We start from the raw sequence: 16,397 nt of genomic DNA, 5'->3' as shown, positions 1-16,397 counted from the left end.
GCCTACACCTACCACTCCTGGTGGGACTCGTCTCGACCGGATTCGGCTGGCACGGTCGCTGTACCTCGCTGCTGTACTACCGGCATGAGGTGGCCGGTTTCCCTGGTCCAGCCGAGGAAGCGGCGGTGCAGCACGCCGGCCGGAGTCCAGGGCATGTCCTCGGTGGCCTGGACGAGGTAGGCACCAAGGTAGAGAGCCAGCGACACCGGCGCATCCATGAACTCCGCGCGCAGCTCCCGCCTCCGCGTGGGGCAGGGCCAGGGCAGGTCGCAGCCACCGCAGCTCCAGACCGGCATGACCGGGCCGTGGGTGGTCACCGCGCGCTCTCCAGGAACCGCGCGGTGTCCGCCAGCGCCTGCCGGCTCGTCGCCCATTCCACCTGCCAGCAGGGGTACGGAGTCAGCCGCGCCCACCACGCTCGGCACCCGGCACACATGCCGTCGAGTCCTCGCACATGAACCGCGACGATCGCCTGTTCCTGCTCACTGGTCACTGCTCACCCTCCGACGGCCAGTGGCCCCGATTGATCGGAATCCGATGCCGGACGCGGCAGGGCAGTGCGGACCCACAGCGGCAGATGCGCCGCCAGAGCCGCCACGACCACACCGGCCGGTGTCTGCGAGCAAGAGTCAGCGCGGTGGCAGAAAGGTATTCGTCATACGAGACGCGCCGCAGGACCCTCCCTCGGATCTGAGGGGGACGCGGCGACCAGGCGATACCCGCACCGCCCGCCGCATCCCGTGAGCAGGAGGCTACGGTCGGTCGCGGAGCGGAATGGGTAAGGTTCCTACCCCTGGATCAGGAGAGGAGCCCGACCTTGACCGCGAGGTCACGGGCGTCGTCACGGGTGGAGCGTGGGCCGTCGAGCAGGTCCAACGTGATCTGTCGGGCGTACCCGTTGAAGCGGATCGTCTCGGGGGCCGACTCGTACGCCTGCCGCAGCGTCGCCACGGCCGCTTCCTTGTCGTCCTTGCCGTAGTGCGCCCGCGCCACCTCGATGAGATGGCGTGCCCGGCGCGGCCTCGACGGAATGGCCGCCGAGTCGTGGCGGCGCGCCTGCCGTACCGCCTCACCGGCCTTCTGCAACTCCACCGCCACCGTCACCGCGTGGGCGTTCATGATGACCCGGGAGAACGACGTCTGCGGCTGATAGAAATCCTCCGGCAGACGCTGCGCCACCCGGTCGGCCCGATCCCAGTACCGCCAGGCCCGGCCTTCCTCGCCGGCACGAGCGGCGGTGTAGGCGGCCTCGAAGTTGAGCGCACCCCACAACGCCAGCAGATTCGTGCCCCCGTCGGCCGCCCTCGGCTCCAGAGCCGACAGGACATCCTGGGTCACCACCATGGCGGTGTCCCAGTCTCCGGCGTCACGATGCACCTGGCACAGGAACCATGCCGCGAGGGCCACCGCCTCCGGTTCACCGGAATCCTGAGCCGCCACCATCGCCCGGTCCGCGACCCGCCACAACAACTCGGCAGCCGGCTGGTACGCAAGGAACATCTGCGTCAGCCCGAACGTCTCCGCCAACAGCGACTGCGCCTGCCGACGCTCAACGCCCTCGTACACCAGCGCGGCCCGCTGCACGTCGTGCAGAAGTCTCGGCAGCAGCCCACCCAGCACCGTCCGGTGATCGGACGCCTGATGACGCGCCCGCCACGCCATCGCAAGCCGCTCACGCAAACCGGCTAACGATTCCGGCTCCGCGTCATCGGCGAGCACGACGCGGTTCACGGCGTCCCGCACCGACGCCAGCGCCGGATGCTCAGGCCCGTTCACCACAGCGGACCGGTCGCTCAGCTCGCCAGCCAGAGCAGACACGTCGACCTTCAGCGCACGCGCGATGCGGTCCAGCATGTGGATGCGCGGCGGCAAGATCCGATCGGTCTCCACCGCCTTGACCCACTCGGCGCTGCGCCCCACCAGTCCACCCAGCACCGCGCGAGTCTTCCCGGACCGCTCCCGGTAGACCTTCAGCCGCTGCCCGAAGGTCAACTCCGGCAAGGATTCCATCCCGAACCTCCTCGTAGCGCGGGATGCGCCACCGGCCAACTGGGCCGTCGTGCCACCAACGCTACCGACCTACGTGGGGCCGCATAACCCCGAACACGCAGCCATGCTGTCCGGCTCCATCGTGCTGGCTCAGACCAGCCGATCAGGGGGTCGGGCCAAGACGAAGGGTTCCAAGGTCGAACCGCGGTGAGCACTACGGTGTGAACGCCGATCTCTCTGCTGGCTGAAACTCAGCCAGCGCCGACCAGTGCCGTCGACTGCTGGCCGAGCACCATCGTGGGTCACCCGTGGTTAGGTGTTGCGCTTCGTCTTGCTGACTTCCTGCTGACATGGCCCCGATCTTGCCAACATCAAGGCTCCTGTCGGCCAGCATCAGTGACTGCCGCTGACTTGCTTGCCCCGTCGCCTGCCGCCGGCCGCGGACTGGGTCCGTCGACGGGATCCGTCGACGGGATCCGTCGACGTTCCGACATGATGCCCGCCTAGGGGTTCTTCTTGGACTCTGCCGGAGCCCCTGACCGGAGTGACGCATTTAGATCACGAAGAGCCGCTAACTTAGATGAGAAGAATGGATCTAGAGGGATTATGATGCTTATAAGCATCCATACTGCCGCCGTAACCCTAAGCCAGGATTCCACGGATTTCGGCACGACAGCAAAGAGCGGAAGTATCCATACGATGAACACAAAGGGAGCTACAGCAATAAATATCTGTTTGATTGTCGCCACAAATCGCATTACCACTCTTTGGCCGCGTCGTAGACCTTCGGCCCGAGCTGCTGCAGGCAAGAGGTCGAATTGTGCACGTAGCACGATAATCAGCAGGCGCGACAGTCGGTCCAGCAGGTCTTCTCTCGTTCGCTCACCCGGCAAGGCGACCCAAGAGGCGTAGCCCCTTATCTCGACAGCCGCCTCACGACAGCGAGACTTTAGAAGGGCGTCCGCATTGACCTCCCCCACGGCGAAGCATCGAGGAACGAATAGCTCCAAGTTCTGAGCAGCCGCTACCAGCTTACGACCCATAAGGCGTCGCGCATCAGGGGCGGCCAAGCCATGCTCCCACTCAGCATCGTTAAAGACGTCCCAGAGCTCGTCCATAACCAAGAGATGTGGGACGTTTCGCCTAAGGTGGCGGGTTATGTAGATATAGCTGAATGGCCCTCTCTGCCTCTTAAGGTACCAGCGGAAAAACAGGGCAGCTTGGCCGAGAAGAATCACCGCGATTGCGCCGTGAGCAGGAGAGCCCAAGAAACCTACATTTCGCATCGTGTCCTTAGTGATGAAAGCCGTTACCACTCCAAGCCCAGCAAAAAGGAAAGACAGCGCGGCAATAAACCATATCTCTCGCGTCCGAGAGCGGGGATCCAATAACCAGGGTTGCCATCTGAGCCGGTACAGACGCGCACCGAGCCGCATTGCATGATGGAAGGCTTCCTTATCGTCCTCTTTGAGGTCAAAGCCCGCCCTGTTGGCAATAAGGGGCCAGGTTTCACGTTTCCTGCGGACCTCCCCAACCATCACCTTCGCGACTGGGCGAAGTTTTGCAACCCTAGCCGGCGGAGGAAGTGAGTTCGCGCTCATGCAAGTCCCCTACGGTCGTTCGCGAGTCCGGTGCGACATTACGAGAGACGCAAAGGGGCAGCAACGGTCGGACTGAAACTTGATACTCGACCTCAACTTGGCCATCGCACGGCGAATCACCCACCATCCCGTCTGCCGCCGACCCACACACCGTGGAGCGGGCCAGGGCCAGGGTGACAAGGTGGAGCGCCCTACCGGACGAACGACCTTGTCACCCTGGCCCTGGTCTGCTCGGCTCGCCTGGGTCGGTGGCTGACGGGATGGCATCCCACCTCAACCACTCCCCTACCGGAACCCTTCGGCAACTCCATCTCGGAGTCGTCTGGCCCCCGCCGGAGGCACAGCTCTAACCCCGCCCTCTCCCTCACCCTCCACCCACCTCCACCCCTTCCCATCCTGGGACTGGGCGACCGTACGGAACCGTTCGGCAACTTCGTCCGCCGCGGTTGGCCTGCCGGATCTCGTGCTGCTTCGGGATCGTCGGAACCGGGTGGAAGGTGTCCGCCTGGCCTTGGTCGTCCTTCGGGACTCGTCACCGGGTCACCTCACTGACCCAGGTGTGACGCGCGGGGCGGGCGTGGGGTTCGGGCCGGCTGACTTTGCGCCCCGCCGCCGAAGGCGGGCGGGGCGGCGGCTCCGTCAGGAGCCGGTTACCGCGCCCGGCCCGCGCCGCGCGAAGCGCGCTTGATCTAGTACAGGGCGAATTCGGCAACAGCTCGCTACTGAAGCGTGTCCTCTGTCGCTGATGTGCGAAACGCGTCCGCCAACTGTTCTGCGACACCTCGGTGCTGATCGCGGCCAGAAGCGGTTGCTGCGCCGAGCCGGCCAGATGCGTCGGCTGTTGCCACCGCTAGGAGCAAGCTGAGCAGTGACATGATCCAATGGCGCGGTGGAACTCACCAAGCAGTTCAGTGAGCGGGAATACGCTGCGGCGCTGGAGTCATGGTCCTGGCTGGATCTCGACGGGAAGGCTGCGAGTTTTACCTCGCTGTTCGGCGATGTGTTCCTTGAGTCTGCCGACGGCGCGTGGTGGTTCCTCGACACCTTCGAAGGGCAGCTCGTACGGGGGTGGAACTCCCGTGCTGACCTCACTGCCGAGCTGGACACCGAGGGTGGCCAGGACCGGTATCTCCTGGCCCCCCTCGCCATGGGCGCATACCAGCGGCGCGGGCTCCAACTGGACGCCAGTCAGATCTACGCCTACGCGCAACCGCCGATCGTCACGGGAAGTTTTGACGTCGATCGAATCGAGGTGTTTGGCTTTGTCGCAGTGGTCAACACCGTCGGTCAGCTCCACGAGAAGCTACGGAACGAGCCCAGCTAGGAGCTGGCGACGACCCGGCGGAGCTGCGTCGCACATCAGCTGTCGAATCACACTCGCTACTGAAGCGAACGACAAAGCGGAGGTCGATAGGCCGGCCGTCCATTGCCAGCCGCAGCTTCGTGGCCGCTGTCCACAGCGCATCGAGGGCCTGCGTCGGTTCTCCGGCGGAGGGGAACTGACGTCGGTGGAGCGGCCGAACCTACCCGCTGTACGACTGCAGAGGCAGCTCACGCCTGGCGAAGGGTTCGATGACCAGTCGCTGACGCTGCTGCCGTACGACAGCAGAAAGGCCACCTCCCGAAGCCGGGAAGTGGCCTTTGACCTGCGTGGGCGATACTGGGATCGAACCAGTGACCTCTTCGGTGTGAACGAAGCGCTCTCCCGCTGAGCTAATCGCCCTCAGCGCGCATGACTCTACCCGATCACCCGCCCGGACCAAAAACCGGGCCTCAGTGCGTCGCGAGGTAGTGCAGCGCCTCCGCCACCACGTCGATGCCGAAGCTGTACTTGAGCGACAGCCACACCACCACCGACACGAACGCGAGCCCGACCGCCCCGAGCACGAACCGCACCGGCAGCGACTGCCTGGTCACCCAGCGCGTCCAGGAGTTGACGTGGCGGCGGGTGAACGCGAGCAGCCGTCGCGCCCAGTGAAACTCGACCGCCCAGACGCCGAGGCCGGCGATGACCAGCAGCCAGCCGGGGCCGGGCAGCGGGATCAGCGCGATACCGACGGTGACGACGATGGCGCCGAGGATGCCGATGAAGATCTTCAGGGCGACGCGGCCGGTGGGGTTGGCGCGGATCAGGTCGAGCGTGGTGTGCAGGCGTCCGCGCCAGCCCCGTCGCCGTCGGCGCTGCTCCACGAGAGCACCTTGCGACCGCCCTTCCACCGGCACCTCGTACCCCCGACTTTCGGCTGCTGGGGCCGCACCTTTCGGCGATTCGCCAGTGGTCCGCGACGTCACCGATGAGCCCCTCGTGACCATTTCCACCCCCAGTGTCGCGCGGGACCGTCACCCCTGCTGAGGACTGGACGTTACCGGAGTAAGTCGACGACTGAGCCACCCGTTGCCGGGCGGGACGACGGAGTGGGCGGAACCGGAAATTCTACGCGGGACCGAGTGGTTCCCGTGGGCTTTCGGAACCCCTTACCACCACTGGGTGAAGTCAGCGTATGGCGGAGCGTAGCCAGGAGCAGCACCTGAGTATGGGAAAAGCGGGACACGCGCGTTCCGCAGCGGTGCCGGGGGGAGAACGTCCATGAGTGTCATCCGACCGACGACCGTAGAGGTCGAGACGTCGCTAAGGCTCGTCGCGCCTGACGCCACCGCCTTGCCGGTGCGTGCCAGTCTGCGTTACGACCCTGCTGACCCGTATGCGGTCCATGTCCTGTTCCATGCCGAGTCCGCCGGCGGCGAGGCGGTGAGCTGGTCGTTCGCTCGCGAACTGCTGGTCACCGGGCTCGACGAGCCGGCCGGCATCGGTGATGTGCGGGTCTGGCCGTGGGCCACCCCGCGCGGCGACTTCGTCGCGCTGGCGCTGTCGTCCCCGGACGGCAACGCCCTGTTCGAGGTTCCGCGCAGCGTGCTGGTGCGCTTCCTGCGCCGGACCTACGTCGTCGTCCCGCGCGGCCGCGAGGCCGAGCACCTGGACGTCGACACCGCGGTGAACCGGCTGCTGGCCGGTCGCTGACACGGCGACACCCGGGGCCGCGCGGATCTGCCGAGTCCGCGCGGCCCCGGGCCGTCTCCAACCGGGGGTACGCCTCAACCGCGCGTGGTGATCCCGCCGTCGACCGGGATGACCGCTCCGGTCAGGTACGCACCTGCCCGGGAGGCCAGGTAGATCGCCGTACCCGCCATGTCCTCGGGCCGGCCGATCCGGCCCAGCGGCACCTGCTGCTCGATGGCGGCACGCGACTCCGGGTCGTCCAGCGCGAACGCCATCATCTTGCTCTCGAACGGTCCGGGCGCGATCGCGTTGACGGTGATCTGCTCGCCGGCGAGCTGGTGTGCGAGGCCACGGGTGAGCATGTGCACGGCCGCCTTCGTGGCCGAGTACGCGTACACCTCCATCCACGGCACCCGGATGCCGTCGATGGACCCGATGTTGATCACGCGGGCCGGGTCGTCGGCGCCGGCCGCGGCGCGCAGTTGCGGCAGCAGCGCGGTGGTGAGCCGGAAGACGGCCTTGACGTTCACCGCCCAGAGCTTGTCGAAGGCGCCCTCCGGGTACTCCTCCAGTGGCGCGCCCCAGGTGGCGCCCGCGTTGTTGACCAGCACGTGCAGCCGGTCGTGGCGTTCGCGCACGGCCTCGGCGAGCGCCAGCGCGCCCGCGTCGCTGCCCAGGTCGGCCGGGATCGCCTCGCAGTGGCCCTCGGCGGACAGTTCCTTGGCGACCGACTCGCACACGTCCGCCTTGCGCGAGGAGATGATCACCTTGGCGCCGGCCCGTACGAAGCCCCGCGCGATCATCAGCCCGATCCCCCGTGAGCCGCCGGTGACCAGGACCGTCTTGCCGTCGACCGAGAACAGATCCGTCATGCCCATCCCATCGCCGTCGCCCGGCCGCGGGCCGGTCGGCCGGGGCCGCGTGGCCGGGTGCGCAACGCACGCCGGCCCGGGGTCTTACCGATCGGTAACCTAACCGTCCGGCTCGGTTGCCGACAAGAGCGGCCCGAGCGGGTGAAACCGTCGAGATGCAACGTGCGGGCGGGCCGGTTACCGTCGGGATGATGGTCACTACCGGTCAGCCCTCCCCGGCCACCCGCACCGGCCTGCCGGAGCTCCGTCCCGGCACCGACGAGATCGTCACCGGTGTGCTCGGCGACCTCGCCGCCGAGCCCGGCTGGCCCCGTCCGGTCCTGCTCGACCGCGATCTGCTGATCCTGGTCACCCACGGGCACGGCACCGCCGAGCTGGACTTCCGGCCGGTCCCCTGCCGTCCGGGCACGCTGCTGCGCGCCCACCCCGGCCAGGCGCTGCGGTTCGTCGGCGCCCAGCTCGACGCGACAGTGGTGAGCTGGCGGCCGGACGCGCTGCGCGGCCTCGACGTCGACCCGGACGCGGTGCCCGCCCACCGCCAGCTCGCCGGCGAGGACGAGGACGCGGTGATCAGCGAGGTGAGCCAGCTCGCCGTGGACGCCGACCGGCACGCGCTGGTGCCGGCCGCCGCGGCGCTGCTGCGCCACCAGCTCGCCGTGCTGCTGCTGCGGCTGAGCCTGCTGCCGCATCCGCGCAACGGCGCGACGCCCCGGGCCGAGACGGAGACGTTCCGGCGACTGTGCCGGGAGGTGGAACGCGGCTACCGGCACACCCGCCGGGTGGAGGACTACGCCGCCGGCCTCGGCTGTTCGGTGCGTACCCTGACCCGGGCCTGCCTGGCGGTGACCGGCCGCAGCGCCAAGCAGGTGATCGACGAGCGGGTCGCGTTGCAGGCGTGCCGGCTGCTCGCCGCCACCGACGAGTCGATCGCCGCGATCGGCCGGGAGCTGGGTTTTCCCGAGCCGACGAACTTCGGCCGCTTCTTCACCCGGGAGGTCGGGGTGAGCCCGGGGACGTTCCGGGCCGAGCGGGAACGCCCGCTGCCCGTCCGTCTGGTGCGACCCCGGCCGCCCGCCGACTCCCCCGCACCCGGCGGCCAGGCATGATGGCACTGTGCAGATCTCCGCGCGCGGCGACTACGCGGTCCGGGCAGCCCTGAGCCTGGCCACCGCGTACCCCACCCTGCTGTCCACCCAGGCCATCGCGGCGGAGCAGGACATGCCGCGCAAGTTTCTCGAGGCGGTCCTGGCGGACCTGCGCCGGGCCGGGGTCGTCCGGGCCCAGCGCGGCGCCGAGGGCGGCTACACGCTGGCCCGGCCGCCGCGGGAAATCACCATCGGGCACGTGTTGCGCGCCGTCGACGGCCCGCTCGCGGGGGTACGCGGGCTGCGCCCCGAGGAGACGCGGTACGAGGGGGCGGCGGAGAACCTGCCCCGCCTCTGGGTCGCGGTACGCGCCTCGGTGCGCCGGGTGGTCGACGAGGTGAGCCTGGACGAGCTGGTCAGCGGCCGGCTGCCGGCCCACGTGCGCAAGCTGACCGCTCAGCCGGACGCGTGGGAGCCGCGCTGACTCACAGCGTGCTGACCACCTCCTCGTAGGGAAGGCGGGGCAGCCGTTCCCGCCAGGCGTCCGGCGCCGGGCGGCCGATGTTCATCAACAGCAGCACCCGGTGCCGCCCGTCGGGGAAGAACTCCCGTTCCACGCCGGCCGCGTCGAACCCGGCCATCGGCCCGGCGGCCAGCCCGGCGGCGCGTACGCCGACCAGCAGGTAGCCGATCTGGAGCGCGGCGTTGAAGCGGGCCTGCGCCTCCCGGCCAGCCGGGTCGCCGGTGAACCAGTCCCGCGCGCCGGGGCGGTGCGGGAACAGCTCGGGCAGCCGGTCGTGCCAGTCCACGTCGGCGGCGAGCACCGCGGTCAGCGGCGCGGTCGCCGTCTTGTCCCGGTTGCCGGCGCTGACGTACGGCAGCAGCCGTGCCCGGGCCGGCGCCGAGCGCAGCAGCAGCACCCGCAGCGGCTGGGCGTTCATCGCGGTCGGGCCGTACCGGACCAGGTCGTGGATGGCGCGGACCTGCTCGTCGCCGACCGGCTCGTCGGTGAACGCGTTGGCCGTGCGGGCCGCCCGGAACAGCAGGTCCTGGGCGGCCCGGTCGAGCGCGATCAGCCTGTCGGCGGCGGTGGTCACCACGCCTCGGACCAGTCGCCGAGCGTGGTGGTGTAGCCGCCACGGTGGTGCAGCAACGGGTCGCCGTCCTCGCCGGCGCCGAGCGCGAGCGGTTCGCCGAGCAGGATGGTGTGGTCGCCGGCCTCGATCCGGCGGACCACCCGGCACAGCAGCACGGCGAGCGCGTCGCCGATCAGCGGCACGCCGAACGGCCCGGTGCTCCAGCCCGGGTGGGCGGTGAACCGGTCGATGCCGCTGGTGGCGAAGATCTGCGCGATCTCCTGCTGGCCGGAGGCGAGCAGGTGCACGGCGACGTGCTCGGCCTGCTCGACCGTGGGCCAGCTCGACGAGGCGCGGCCGAGGCAGACCGAGACCAGCGGCGGGTCCAGCGACACCGAGGTGAACGAGGTGGCGGTGAAGCCGGCCGGCGGCAGGTCCGGCCGCAGCCGGTTGCCGCGCAGGCCGGGGGTGGTGACCACGGTGACGGTGGACGCCTGGCGGCGCAGCAGGCCGCGGAACGAGTCGACGTCGACCGGGCGCAGTTCGACGGTCCCGGCGCCGGGCCGGTCCACGGTGGTCACGACGCCACCAGCTCACGGGTCGCGTAGACGCTGGCGGGCCGGGGCAGGCCGTAGTGCTCGCGCAGCGTGCGCCCGGTGTAGGCGGACCGGAACAGCCCGCGCCGGCGCAGCAGTGGTACGACGTGGTCCACGAAGGCCTCCAGTCCGTCGGGTAGCAGGGGTGGCATGACGTTGAAGCCGTCGGCGGCGCCCCGGGTGAACCAGAGCTCGATCTGGTCGGCGATCTGTTCCGGGGTGCCGACCACGACGCGGTGCCCGCGCCCGCCGCCGAGGCGGCCGATGAGCTGCCGCAGGGTGAGCCGTTCCCGCCGGGCCAGCTCGACGACGAGTTGGTGGCGGCTCTGGTGCGACTGCACGGTCGCGGCGTCGGGGAGGTCGGGCAGCGGGCCGTCCAGCGGCAGCCCGGTCAGGTCGAGCCCGGTCATGCCGGAGAGCTGGGCGAGCGCGTGCTCGGGCACGATCAGGGCCTCCAGTTCGTCAGCGAGGGCACGAGCCTCCTTCTCCGTACCCCCGATGACCGGCGCGATACCGGGCAGCACCTTGACCAGTTCCGGGTCGCGGCCGGCGTCGGCGGTGGCCCGCTTCAGCGCGGCGTAGAACGCCTGCCCGTCGGCGAGCGTCTGCTGGGCGGTGAACACGGCCTCGGCGTACCGGGCGGCGAACGCGATGCCGTCGGCGGACGAGCCGGCCTGCACCAGCAGCGGCCGGCCCTGCGGCGGGCGGGGCGTGTTCAGCGGCCCGCGGACCCGGAACCGCTCGCCGGTGTGGTCGATCTCGTGCACCCGGCCGGTGTCGGCGAACACACCGGCGGCGGTGTCCAGGACCAGCGCGTCGTCCTCCCAGCTGTCCCAGAGCTTGATCGCCACGTCGACGTACTCGGCGGCCCGCCGGTAGCGGTCGGCGTGGGCCGGGTGGTCGTCGAGGTTGAAGTTGCGGGCCTCGCGGGCCTGGGCGGAGGTGACGATGTTCCAGCCGGCCCGGCCGCCGCTGAGGTGGTCCAGCGAGGCGAACGCGCGGGCCAGGTTGAACGGCTCGGTGTACGTGGTGGAGGCGGTGGCGATCAGGCCGATGTGCTCGGTCGCGGTGGCGATCGCGGCGAGCAGCGTGATCGGCTCGAAGACGGCCTGGATGTTGTGCCGCACGGCCGGTCCGACGGCGAGCCCGTCGGCGAGGAACACCGAGTCGAGCGTGCCCCGTTCGGCGATGCGGGCCAGTTCCTGGAAGTGGCGTACGTCGGCGAGGCGGCTCGGGTCGGCACGCGGGTGCCGCCAGGCCGCCTCGTGGTGGCCGACACCCATCAGGAAGGCGTTGAGGTGCAGGGTCCGGGACATGGCGGTTCCTCTCAGACGGTGGTGACGTCGACGCGCCAGGTGGAGAAGCGACGTTCCCCGGCGACGAGGAGCTGGTTGACCACCAGCCCGATGGCGGAGATGGTGATGATCCCGGCGTACATGTCGGGGATCGCGAAGTTGTACTGCGCGTAGTTGACGAGGTAGCCGAGCCCGGCCTTCGCGCCGACCATCTCGGCGGCGACGAGCACCAGGATCGAGTACGCCCCGGCGAGCCGGACGCCGGTGAACACGGTCGGCACGGCCGCCGGCAGGATCACCTTCTGGAACAGCCGCAGGTGGTTCAGCCCCATCGAGCGTGCCGAGCGGATCAGCAGCGGGTCGACGCCCTTCACGCCCGCGACGGTGTTGAGCAGGATCGGCCAGGAGCAGGCGTAGAGCACCAGGGCGATCTTCGACGTCTCACCGAGCCCGAGGATGAGCACGAAGACCGGCAGCAGCGCGAGCGCTGCGGTGTTGCGGAACACCTCCAGCAGCGGGCTGAGCAGATCGGCGAGCGGCCGGTACCAGCCGATCAGCAGGCCGAGCGGGATGGCGGTGACCACCGCCAGCGCCAGCCCGGTCAGCGAGCGGGTGAGACTGGCGCCGACGTGGTCGGCGAGCTGCCCGCTGCGCAGCAGCTCCCACCAGGCGGCGAGCACCTCGGACAGCGGCGGTAGGAAGACCCGGTCGACCAGCCCGGCGCGGGGCACCGTCTCCCAGATCGCGGCGAGCGCCAGCAGCGCGGCGCTGCGGTGCAGCACCCGGCCGCCGAGGCCGAGCAGGCGGCGGGGTCGGGCGGGCACGGTCGCCGGGGCGGGCGGCGCCACCGGCCGGGCCGGCGGTGCGGCGACGTCAACCAACGCGGGCCTCCTCGCGTACGGCGGACTGCGCGGCGCGTACCTCGTCGCGCAGCAGCGTCCAGATCCGGTGCCGGTGGTGGCGGAACGCGTCGGTGGAGCGGACGTCCTCCTCCGCCTCCCGGTCGCCCAGCTCGATGTCGATGACCTGCTTGATCCGGCCGGGCCGCGACGTCATCACGGCGACCCGCTGGCCGAGGTGCACCGCCTCGTCGATGCCGTGCGTGATGAACACGATCGTCTTGCCGGTGGCCTGCCAGATCCGCACCAGCTCGTCCTGCAGCGAGTCGCGGGTCTGCGCGTCCAGCGCGGCGAACGGCTCGTCCATGAGCAGCACGTCCGGGTCGTACGCGAGGCTGCGGGCGATGGCGACGCGCTGCTTCATGCCGCCGGACAGCTCGTGCGGGTAGCGGTCGGCGAAGCCGGTCAGCCCGACCAGGTCCAGGTGGTACGCGACCAGGTCGGCGCGCTCGGCGCGGGGCAGGTCCTTGGCCTCCAGTCCGAACGCGACGTTGCCGGCGGCGGTGCGCCAGGGCAGCAGCGCGTACTGCTGGAAGACGATGCCCCGGTCCAGGCCCGGCCCGGTGACCGGGCGGCCGTCGACGAGCACCTGCCCGCCGGTCGGGGTGGCCAGCCCGCCGAGCAGGTCGAGCAGGGTGGACTTGCCGCAGCCGCTGGGGCCGACGACGACGAGGAACTCGCCGGGGCGTACCCCGAGGGTGAGCCCGTCGAGCGCGGTGACCGCGCCGCCCGTGCCACGCCGCCCCGGGAAGACCTTGCGCACCCGGTCGAAAAGGATCTTGTCGGTGCTCATGCGCCACCGCCGGGGGTCGCGGCCGCGTTGAACCGGTTGGTGTAGAGGTCGGACGGCTTCGGCCGCTCGCCCTTCAGCTCGCCGGTGTCGGCCAGCCAGTCGATCCAGGTGGCGAACTCCCGGTCGGTGATGACGCCGCCGGGTTCGGCGACGCCGCTGGACTTCCAGTAGTCGACGAGCGTGGTGTCCTCGTTGCGCCCGCGCTTGCTGATGATCGCCTTGAGCCGGGCCACCACCGTCTCGCGCGGTTGGGTGCGCGCCCACTCGATCGCCTTGCCCACTGCGGTGACGAACGTCCGGACCGTGTCCGGGTTACGGGTGAGGAAGTCGTCGCGGAAGACGTAGCTGCCGGCGCTGAACGCCCCGAGGAGTTCGTAGTCGGTGAAGACGGTGCGGATGCCGCCGTTGGCGACCGCCCTGTCGCGGATCACGCCGCCGAGCACGGCGACGTCGATCTGCCGGGCGCGCAGCGACTGCTCGGTGTTCACCGGCGGCAGCGCGACCAGCTCGACCTTGCCGATCTCGGCGGCGGTGAGGCCGCCCCGGGCCAGCCAGGTACGCAGGACGGCCTCGGCGTGCGCGCCGAGCGTGTTCATGCCGACCCGCTTGCCGATCAGGTCGCGCGGGCCGCGGATCGGGCTGCCGTCGAGCACGTAGTAGCCCTGGAAGGTCTGCGCGTCGGAGCCGTAGTAGCTCACCACGGCGGTGATCGGGGCGTTCGCGGCCTGGAGCTTGACGATCGCGCCGTTGAACGCGCCGCCGAAGTCGCTCTGGCCGGTGGCGGTGGCCTGGATGTCGGCCGGGCCGCCGGTGACGTTGCCGATCCAGTTCAGCCTGACGTCGCCGAGATAGCCGAGGTCGGCGGCGAGTTCGGGGAGGGTCACCTGACCGACCGAACCCTGGTAGCGCAGTTCCTTGGTCTGCGCGCCGTCGGCGGCGTCGGCGCCGCACGCGGTGGCGGTGGTGAGGGCGAGCAGGGCGACGGCGGCGGTGAGGGCACGCCGCGGCGATCGGGTCGAGGGCATGGCGGAGTCTCCTGATCTGTCCACGATGCGGTGGAGGGGGCCCGCGCGGGGCCGGGGAGCACGCCGCACCGCGCCGGGCCACGATGCGCCGGCTGCGGGAACGGACGAGCGGAGAGGGAACGACGAGCGCTCGGCTCAACAGAGCGCGCTCGCGTGCCGGACCAGGTCGACGTGCACGCGAGCGGTGAGGAGAAGCTCGTCCCGCTGCGACATGTCCTCATGCTGCCGACCGTTCTCCACGCCGGTCAATGCCCTTCCACCCAGTGAGACTTTCGTCGCTGGCTTTGTTACGGCCCGCCTCCACCAGCATTTACGACTCCTTAACACCTACCCGTTGGATAGAGATTTTGCCGGGCGGCAGTCCCACCGTCCAGAGCGGACCGGGCAGGGTTTCGCGAATCGTCGATCCGGGCATGTTCGTTGCCGCGAAGGCATGCAGACGACTGCAGAGGCAGGGAGAGAAGGAGGCACCCCCGATGGGCGTCCAGTTCCGCAAGCGTAAGAAGTACGGGCCGCTGATCCTCCACTTCACCCAGAACGGCTTCTCGTCGTGGAGCATCAAGATCGGCCGCTGGTCCTGGAACTCGAACACCCGCGCCCACCGCGTGGACCTTCCGGGGCCGCTGTCCTGGAAGCAGGACAAGGCCTGACCTTCCCGGGCGACGAGCGGGGTGCCGGCTGACCGCCGGCACCCCGCTCGTCGTCTGCGGCCGGGTTTGCGGTTCCGCCCGTCACGGCGTCCCGGCGACCGGAGAATCGCCGCATGGCGGACGTGTTACTGCGGCGGTTGCGACGGCGGGCCGTGGCGGCCTGCGCGCTCATGCTGGTCGGCTACTTCCTGGTGCCGGTCGAGGCCGACCCGAACGGCCTGCGGCTGGCCCTGCGCTCGATCGGCACGGCGGCCCTGGTTGCCGTGATCGCGTTCCTGGTCACCGGCCAGGTCCGCCGGCAGCTCGTCCGGGACCAGCCGACCGGCCGGGACGAGGACCGGGCGCTGACCCGGCTCGCGGTAGCGCTGATCGCCGGTCTGCTGGTCTTCGCGCTCGGCGACTACGTGATGGCGAACACCCGGCCCGGCGAGTTCGTCGGCCTGCGGACCCGGGTCGACGCGCTCTACTTCGCACTGGCGACGCTCACCACTGTCGGCTACGGCGACGTGCACGCCCAGGGCCAGATCGCCCGGGTGGCGGTGTGCGCGCAGATGGTCTTCAGCATCGGGGTGGTCGCCACCGGAGCGTCGATAGTGGTCAAGCAGATGACCCAGCGCTCGAGACGGCGCTGATCAGCACGTCCCCGCCGAGCCGGCCGTGCTCCGGGTCGCGGGTCACCGCGCCCGAGGCGAGCAGCGAGGCCAGCGCCCGGTTGGCGTCGGCGGCCCGGTAGACGGTCGAGGTGGTGGCGAAGCGGCGCAGCTCGGTGACCGTACGCGGGCCGGAGCGGGCCAGCTCGGCCAGCAGTTCCCGGCGCAGCGGGCCGGGCTCGGGGTCGAGCGAGATGTCGAGCAGCCGCCCCTGCGGGTCGGCCGGGTCGCGGTAGCGCACGCCGGCGTACTCGTCGACCGCCCAGAGCGCCTCCTTGACCGCCTCCAGCCCTCGGTCGGAGCCGGTGGCGTAGCCGAGCAGCCGCGCCGGGCCGTCCCCGTCGGGCACCAGCTCGACCTCGGTGACGAGCGGGAACCCGGCACCGGTGAGCGCCGGGCGCAGCGACCGGCCGGGCGCGGTCACCAGCAGCAGCTCGGCCGGGCGCCCGGACGCGGCGGCGGCCAGCAGGGCCGGGTCCGGATCGGCGCCGTCGGCGACGGTGAGCAGCGGCGCACCGGCCGCGCCGGCGGCCTTGAGCGCCACCGGCAGCCGGTCCGGGCCACCGGGCACGAGGTGCACGGCGACGTCGGCGGGCAGCGCGGCCTCGGCGGCGCCGAGGCGGACCGGCAGGTCGGTGCCGTCGTCGGCCACCACCAGCACGGTCAGCCGCCGCCCGCGCAGCCGGTCGGCGAACTCGGCCACCACCCGCAACGCCTCCTCCGCGCCGGCGGCGTCACCCCCGGCGTACGCGAGCGCGAGCGTGGCCCGCCGCGCCCGGTGCAGCACGGCGGGGAGCCAGTGGTCGAGCTGGCGGACGAGCAACTCGCGCAGGACGGCGTCGGTGGACATGGTGCCGTTTCTACCGCA

Annotated in this window: 20 protein-coding genes and 1 tRNA gene; 6 read left to right on the top strand and 15 right to left on the bottom strand. The window is 70.5% G+C overall.

Annotated features, from left to right (window positions below):
• Window positions 1-8: 8 nt before the first annotated feature.
• The 4 genes from GA0070562_RS28585 to GA0070562_RS30115 form a co-directional block, all read right to left on the bottom strand.
• Window positions 9-317: a hypothetical protein gene (locus tag GA0070562_RS28585; protein ID WP_091427779.1), complete on the bottom strand. Its 309-nt coding sequence runs from the start codon at window positions 315-317 to the stop codon at window positions 9-11.
• Window positions 314-493 carry a hypothetical protein gene (locus GA0070562_RS28580; RefSeq protein WP_091427777.1) on the bottom strand — a complete coding sequence of 60 codons (180 nt, stop codon included), beginning with the start codon at window positions 491-493 and terminating at the stop codon, window positions 314-316. The genes GA0070562_RS28585 and GA0070562_RS28580 overlap by 4 nt, the downstream gene beginning before the upstream one ends.
• 305 nt (window positions 494-798) lie before the next feature.
• A complete protein-coding gene (locus GA0070562_RS28570; protein ID WP_091427771.1) occupies window positions 799-2,010 on the bottom strand; it encodes a helix-turn-helix domain-containing protein in 1,212 nt (403 codons plus the stop codon).
• 482 nt (window positions 2,011-2,492) lie between these two features.
• Window positions 2,493-3,590: a hypothetical protein gene (locus tag GA0070562_RS30115; RefSeq protein ID WP_139135510.1), complete on the bottom strand. Its 1,098-nt coding sequence runs from the start codon at window positions 3,588-3,590 to the stop codon at window positions 2,493-2,495.
• A gap of 889 nt (window positions 3,591-4,479) precedes the next feature.
• Here GA0070562_RS30115 and GA0070562_RS28565 point away from each other — a divergent pair.
• Window positions 4,480-4,914, top strand: coding sequence for a hypothetical protein (locus tag GA0070562_RS28565; protein WP_091427768.1), 435 nt, complete (start codon window positions 4,480-4,482; stop codon window positions 4,912-4,914).
• Between the two features lie 327 nt (window positions 4,915-5,241).
• On the opposite strand, the gene GA0070562_RS28560 is transcribed toward GA0070562_RS28565, so the two are convergent.
• Window positions 5,242-5,313, bottom strand: a tRNA-Val gene (locus GA0070562_RS28560).
• A gap of 50 nt (window positions 5,314-5,363) precedes the next feature.
• Window positions 5,364-5,903, bottom strand: a complete 540-nt coding sequence (locus GA0070562_RS28555; RefSeq protein WP_225853337.1) for a TIGR02611 family protein — start codon at window positions 5,901-5,903, stop codon at window positions 5,364-5,366.
• Window positions 5,904-6,177: 274 nt separating this feature from the next.
• Here GA0070562_RS28555 and GA0070562_RS28550 point away from each other — a divergent pair, with 274 nt between their 5' ends.
• Window positions 6,178-6,609, top strand: coding sequence for an SsgA family sporulation/cell division regulator (locus GA0070562_RS28550; protein ID WP_007457244.1), 432 nt, complete (start codon window positions 6,178-6,180; stop codon window positions 6,607-6,609).
• Between the two features lie 74 nt (window positions 6,610-6,683).
• Here the strand turns inward: GA0070562_RS28550 and GA0070562_RS28545 are convergent, their stop codons facing one another.
• A complete protein-coding gene (locus GA0070562_RS28545; protein ID WP_091427952.1) occupies window positions 6,684-7,460 on the bottom strand; it encodes a glucose 1-dehydrogenase in 777 nt (258 codons plus the stop codon).
• 188 nt (window positions 7,461-7,648) lie between these two features.
• On the opposite strand from GA0070562_RS28545, the gene GA0070562_RS28540 reads away from it, so the two are divergent.
• Window positions 7,649-8,566: a helix-turn-helix transcriptional regulator gene (locus tag GA0070562_RS28540; RefSeq protein WP_091427763.1), complete on the top strand. Its 918-nt coding sequence runs from the start codon at window positions 7,649-7,651 to the stop codon at window positions 8,564-8,566.
• Window positions 8,567-8,573: 7 nt separating this feature from the next.
• Window positions 8,574-9,029, top strand: a complete 456-nt coding sequence (locus GA0070562_RS28535) for an RrF2 family transcriptional regulator (RefSeq protein ID WP_013284925.1) — start codon at window positions 8,574-8,576, stop codon at window positions 9,027-9,029.
• Between the two features lies 1 nt (window position 9,030).
• Here the strand turns inward: GA0070562_RS28535 and GA0070562_RS28530 are convergent, their stop codons facing one another.
• From GA0070562_RS28530 to GA0070562_RS31100, 7 genes are all read right to left on the bottom strand, one after another.
• Complete coding sequence (locus tag GA0070562_RS28530; protein WP_254663886.1) at window positions 9,031-9,645, bottom strand: malonic semialdehyde reductase; 615 nt, start codon at window positions 9,643-9,645, stop codon at window positions 9,031-9,033.
• Window positions 9,639-10,202 carry a flavin reductase family protein gene (locus GA0070562_RS28525; RefSeq protein WP_091427760.1) on the bottom strand — a complete coding sequence of 188 codons (564 nt, stop codon included), beginning with the start codon at window positions 10,200-10,202 and terminating at the stop codon, window positions 9,639-9,641. Before GA0070562_RS28525 ends, GA0070562_RS28530 begins: the two co-directional genes overlap by 7 nt.
• Window positions 10,199-11,533 carry an LLM class flavin-dependent oxidoreductase gene (locus GA0070562_RS28520; RefSeq protein WP_091427757.1) on the bottom strand — a complete coding sequence of 445 codons (1,335 nt, stop codon included), beginning with the start codon at window positions 11,531-11,533 and terminating at the stop codon, window positions 10,199-10,201. The genes GA0070562_RS28525 and GA0070562_RS28520 overlap by 4 nt, the downstream gene beginning before the upstream one ends.
• Before the next feature lie 11 nt (window positions 11,534-11,544).
• A complete protein-coding gene (locus tag GA0070562_RS28515; protein ID WP_244255153.1) occupies window positions 11,545-12,393 on the bottom strand; it encodes an ABC transporter permease in 849 nt (282 codons plus the stop codon).
• Window positions 12,386-13,204, bottom strand: a complete 819-nt coding sequence (locus tag GA0070562_RS28510; RefSeq protein ID WP_091427755.1) for an ABC transporter ATP-binding protein — start codon at window positions 13,202-13,204, stop codon at window positions 12,386-12,388. The genes GA0070562_RS28515 and GA0070562_RS28510 overlap by 8 nt, the downstream gene beginning before the upstream one ends.
• Complete coding sequence (locus tag GA0070562_RS28505; RefSeq protein ID WP_091427752.1) at window positions 13,201-14,229, bottom strand: ABC transporter substrate-binding protein; 1,029 nt, start codon at window positions 14,227-14,229, stop codon at window positions 13,201-13,203. Before GA0070562_RS28505 ends, GA0070562_RS28510 begins: the two co-directional genes overlap by 4 nt.
• A 135-nt stretch (window positions 14,230-14,364) precedes the next feature.
• Window positions 14,365-14,442 (bottom strand): putative leader peptide, encoded by a 78-nt coding sequence (locus tag GA0070562_RS31100; protein WP_349881247.1) that lies wholly within the window; start codon window positions 14,440-14,442, stop codon window positions 14,365-14,367.
• A 263-nt stretch (window positions 14,443-14,705) separates the two neighbouring features.
• On the opposite strand from GA0070562_RS31100, the gene GA0070562_RS28500 reads away from it, so the two are divergent.
• The gene (locus GA0070562_RS28500) at window positions 14,706-14,879 is read left to right on the top strand and encodes a DUF4236 domain-containing protein (RefSeq protein ID WP_064498970.1); all 174 of its coding nucleotides are present in this window, start codon (window positions 14,706-14,708) and stop codon (window positions 14,877-14,879) included.
• A 113-nt stretch (window positions 14,880-14,992) separates the two neighbouring features.
• On the top strand, window positions 14,993-15,511 hold the full coding sequence (locus tag GA0070562_RS28495) for a potassium channel family protein (protein WP_091427749.1): 519 nt from the start codon (window positions 14,993-14,995) through the stop codon (window positions 15,509-15,511).
• Here GA0070562_RS28495 and GA0070562_RS28490 read toward each other — a convergent pair.
• Window positions 15,477-16,379 (bottom strand): hypothetical protein, encoded by a 903-nt coding sequence (locus tag GA0070562_RS28490; RefSeq protein WP_091427747.1) that lies wholly within the window; start codon window positions 16,377-16,379, stop codon window positions 15,477-15,479. The two genes, GA0070562_RS28495 and GA0070562_RS28490, sit on opposite strands and share 35 nt — an antisense overlap.
• Window positions 16,380-16,397: the final 18 nt, after the last annotated feature.

This window comes from Micromonospora tulbaghiae (assembly GCF_900091605.1).
Classification (GTDB): domain Bacteria; phylum Actinomycetota; class Actinomycetes; order Mycobacteriales; family Micromonosporaceae; genus Micromonospora; species Micromonospora tulbaghiae.
Note: the sequence above shows the minus strand (reverse complement) of the source record. Positions and strands in the feature narration are given on the sequence as shown.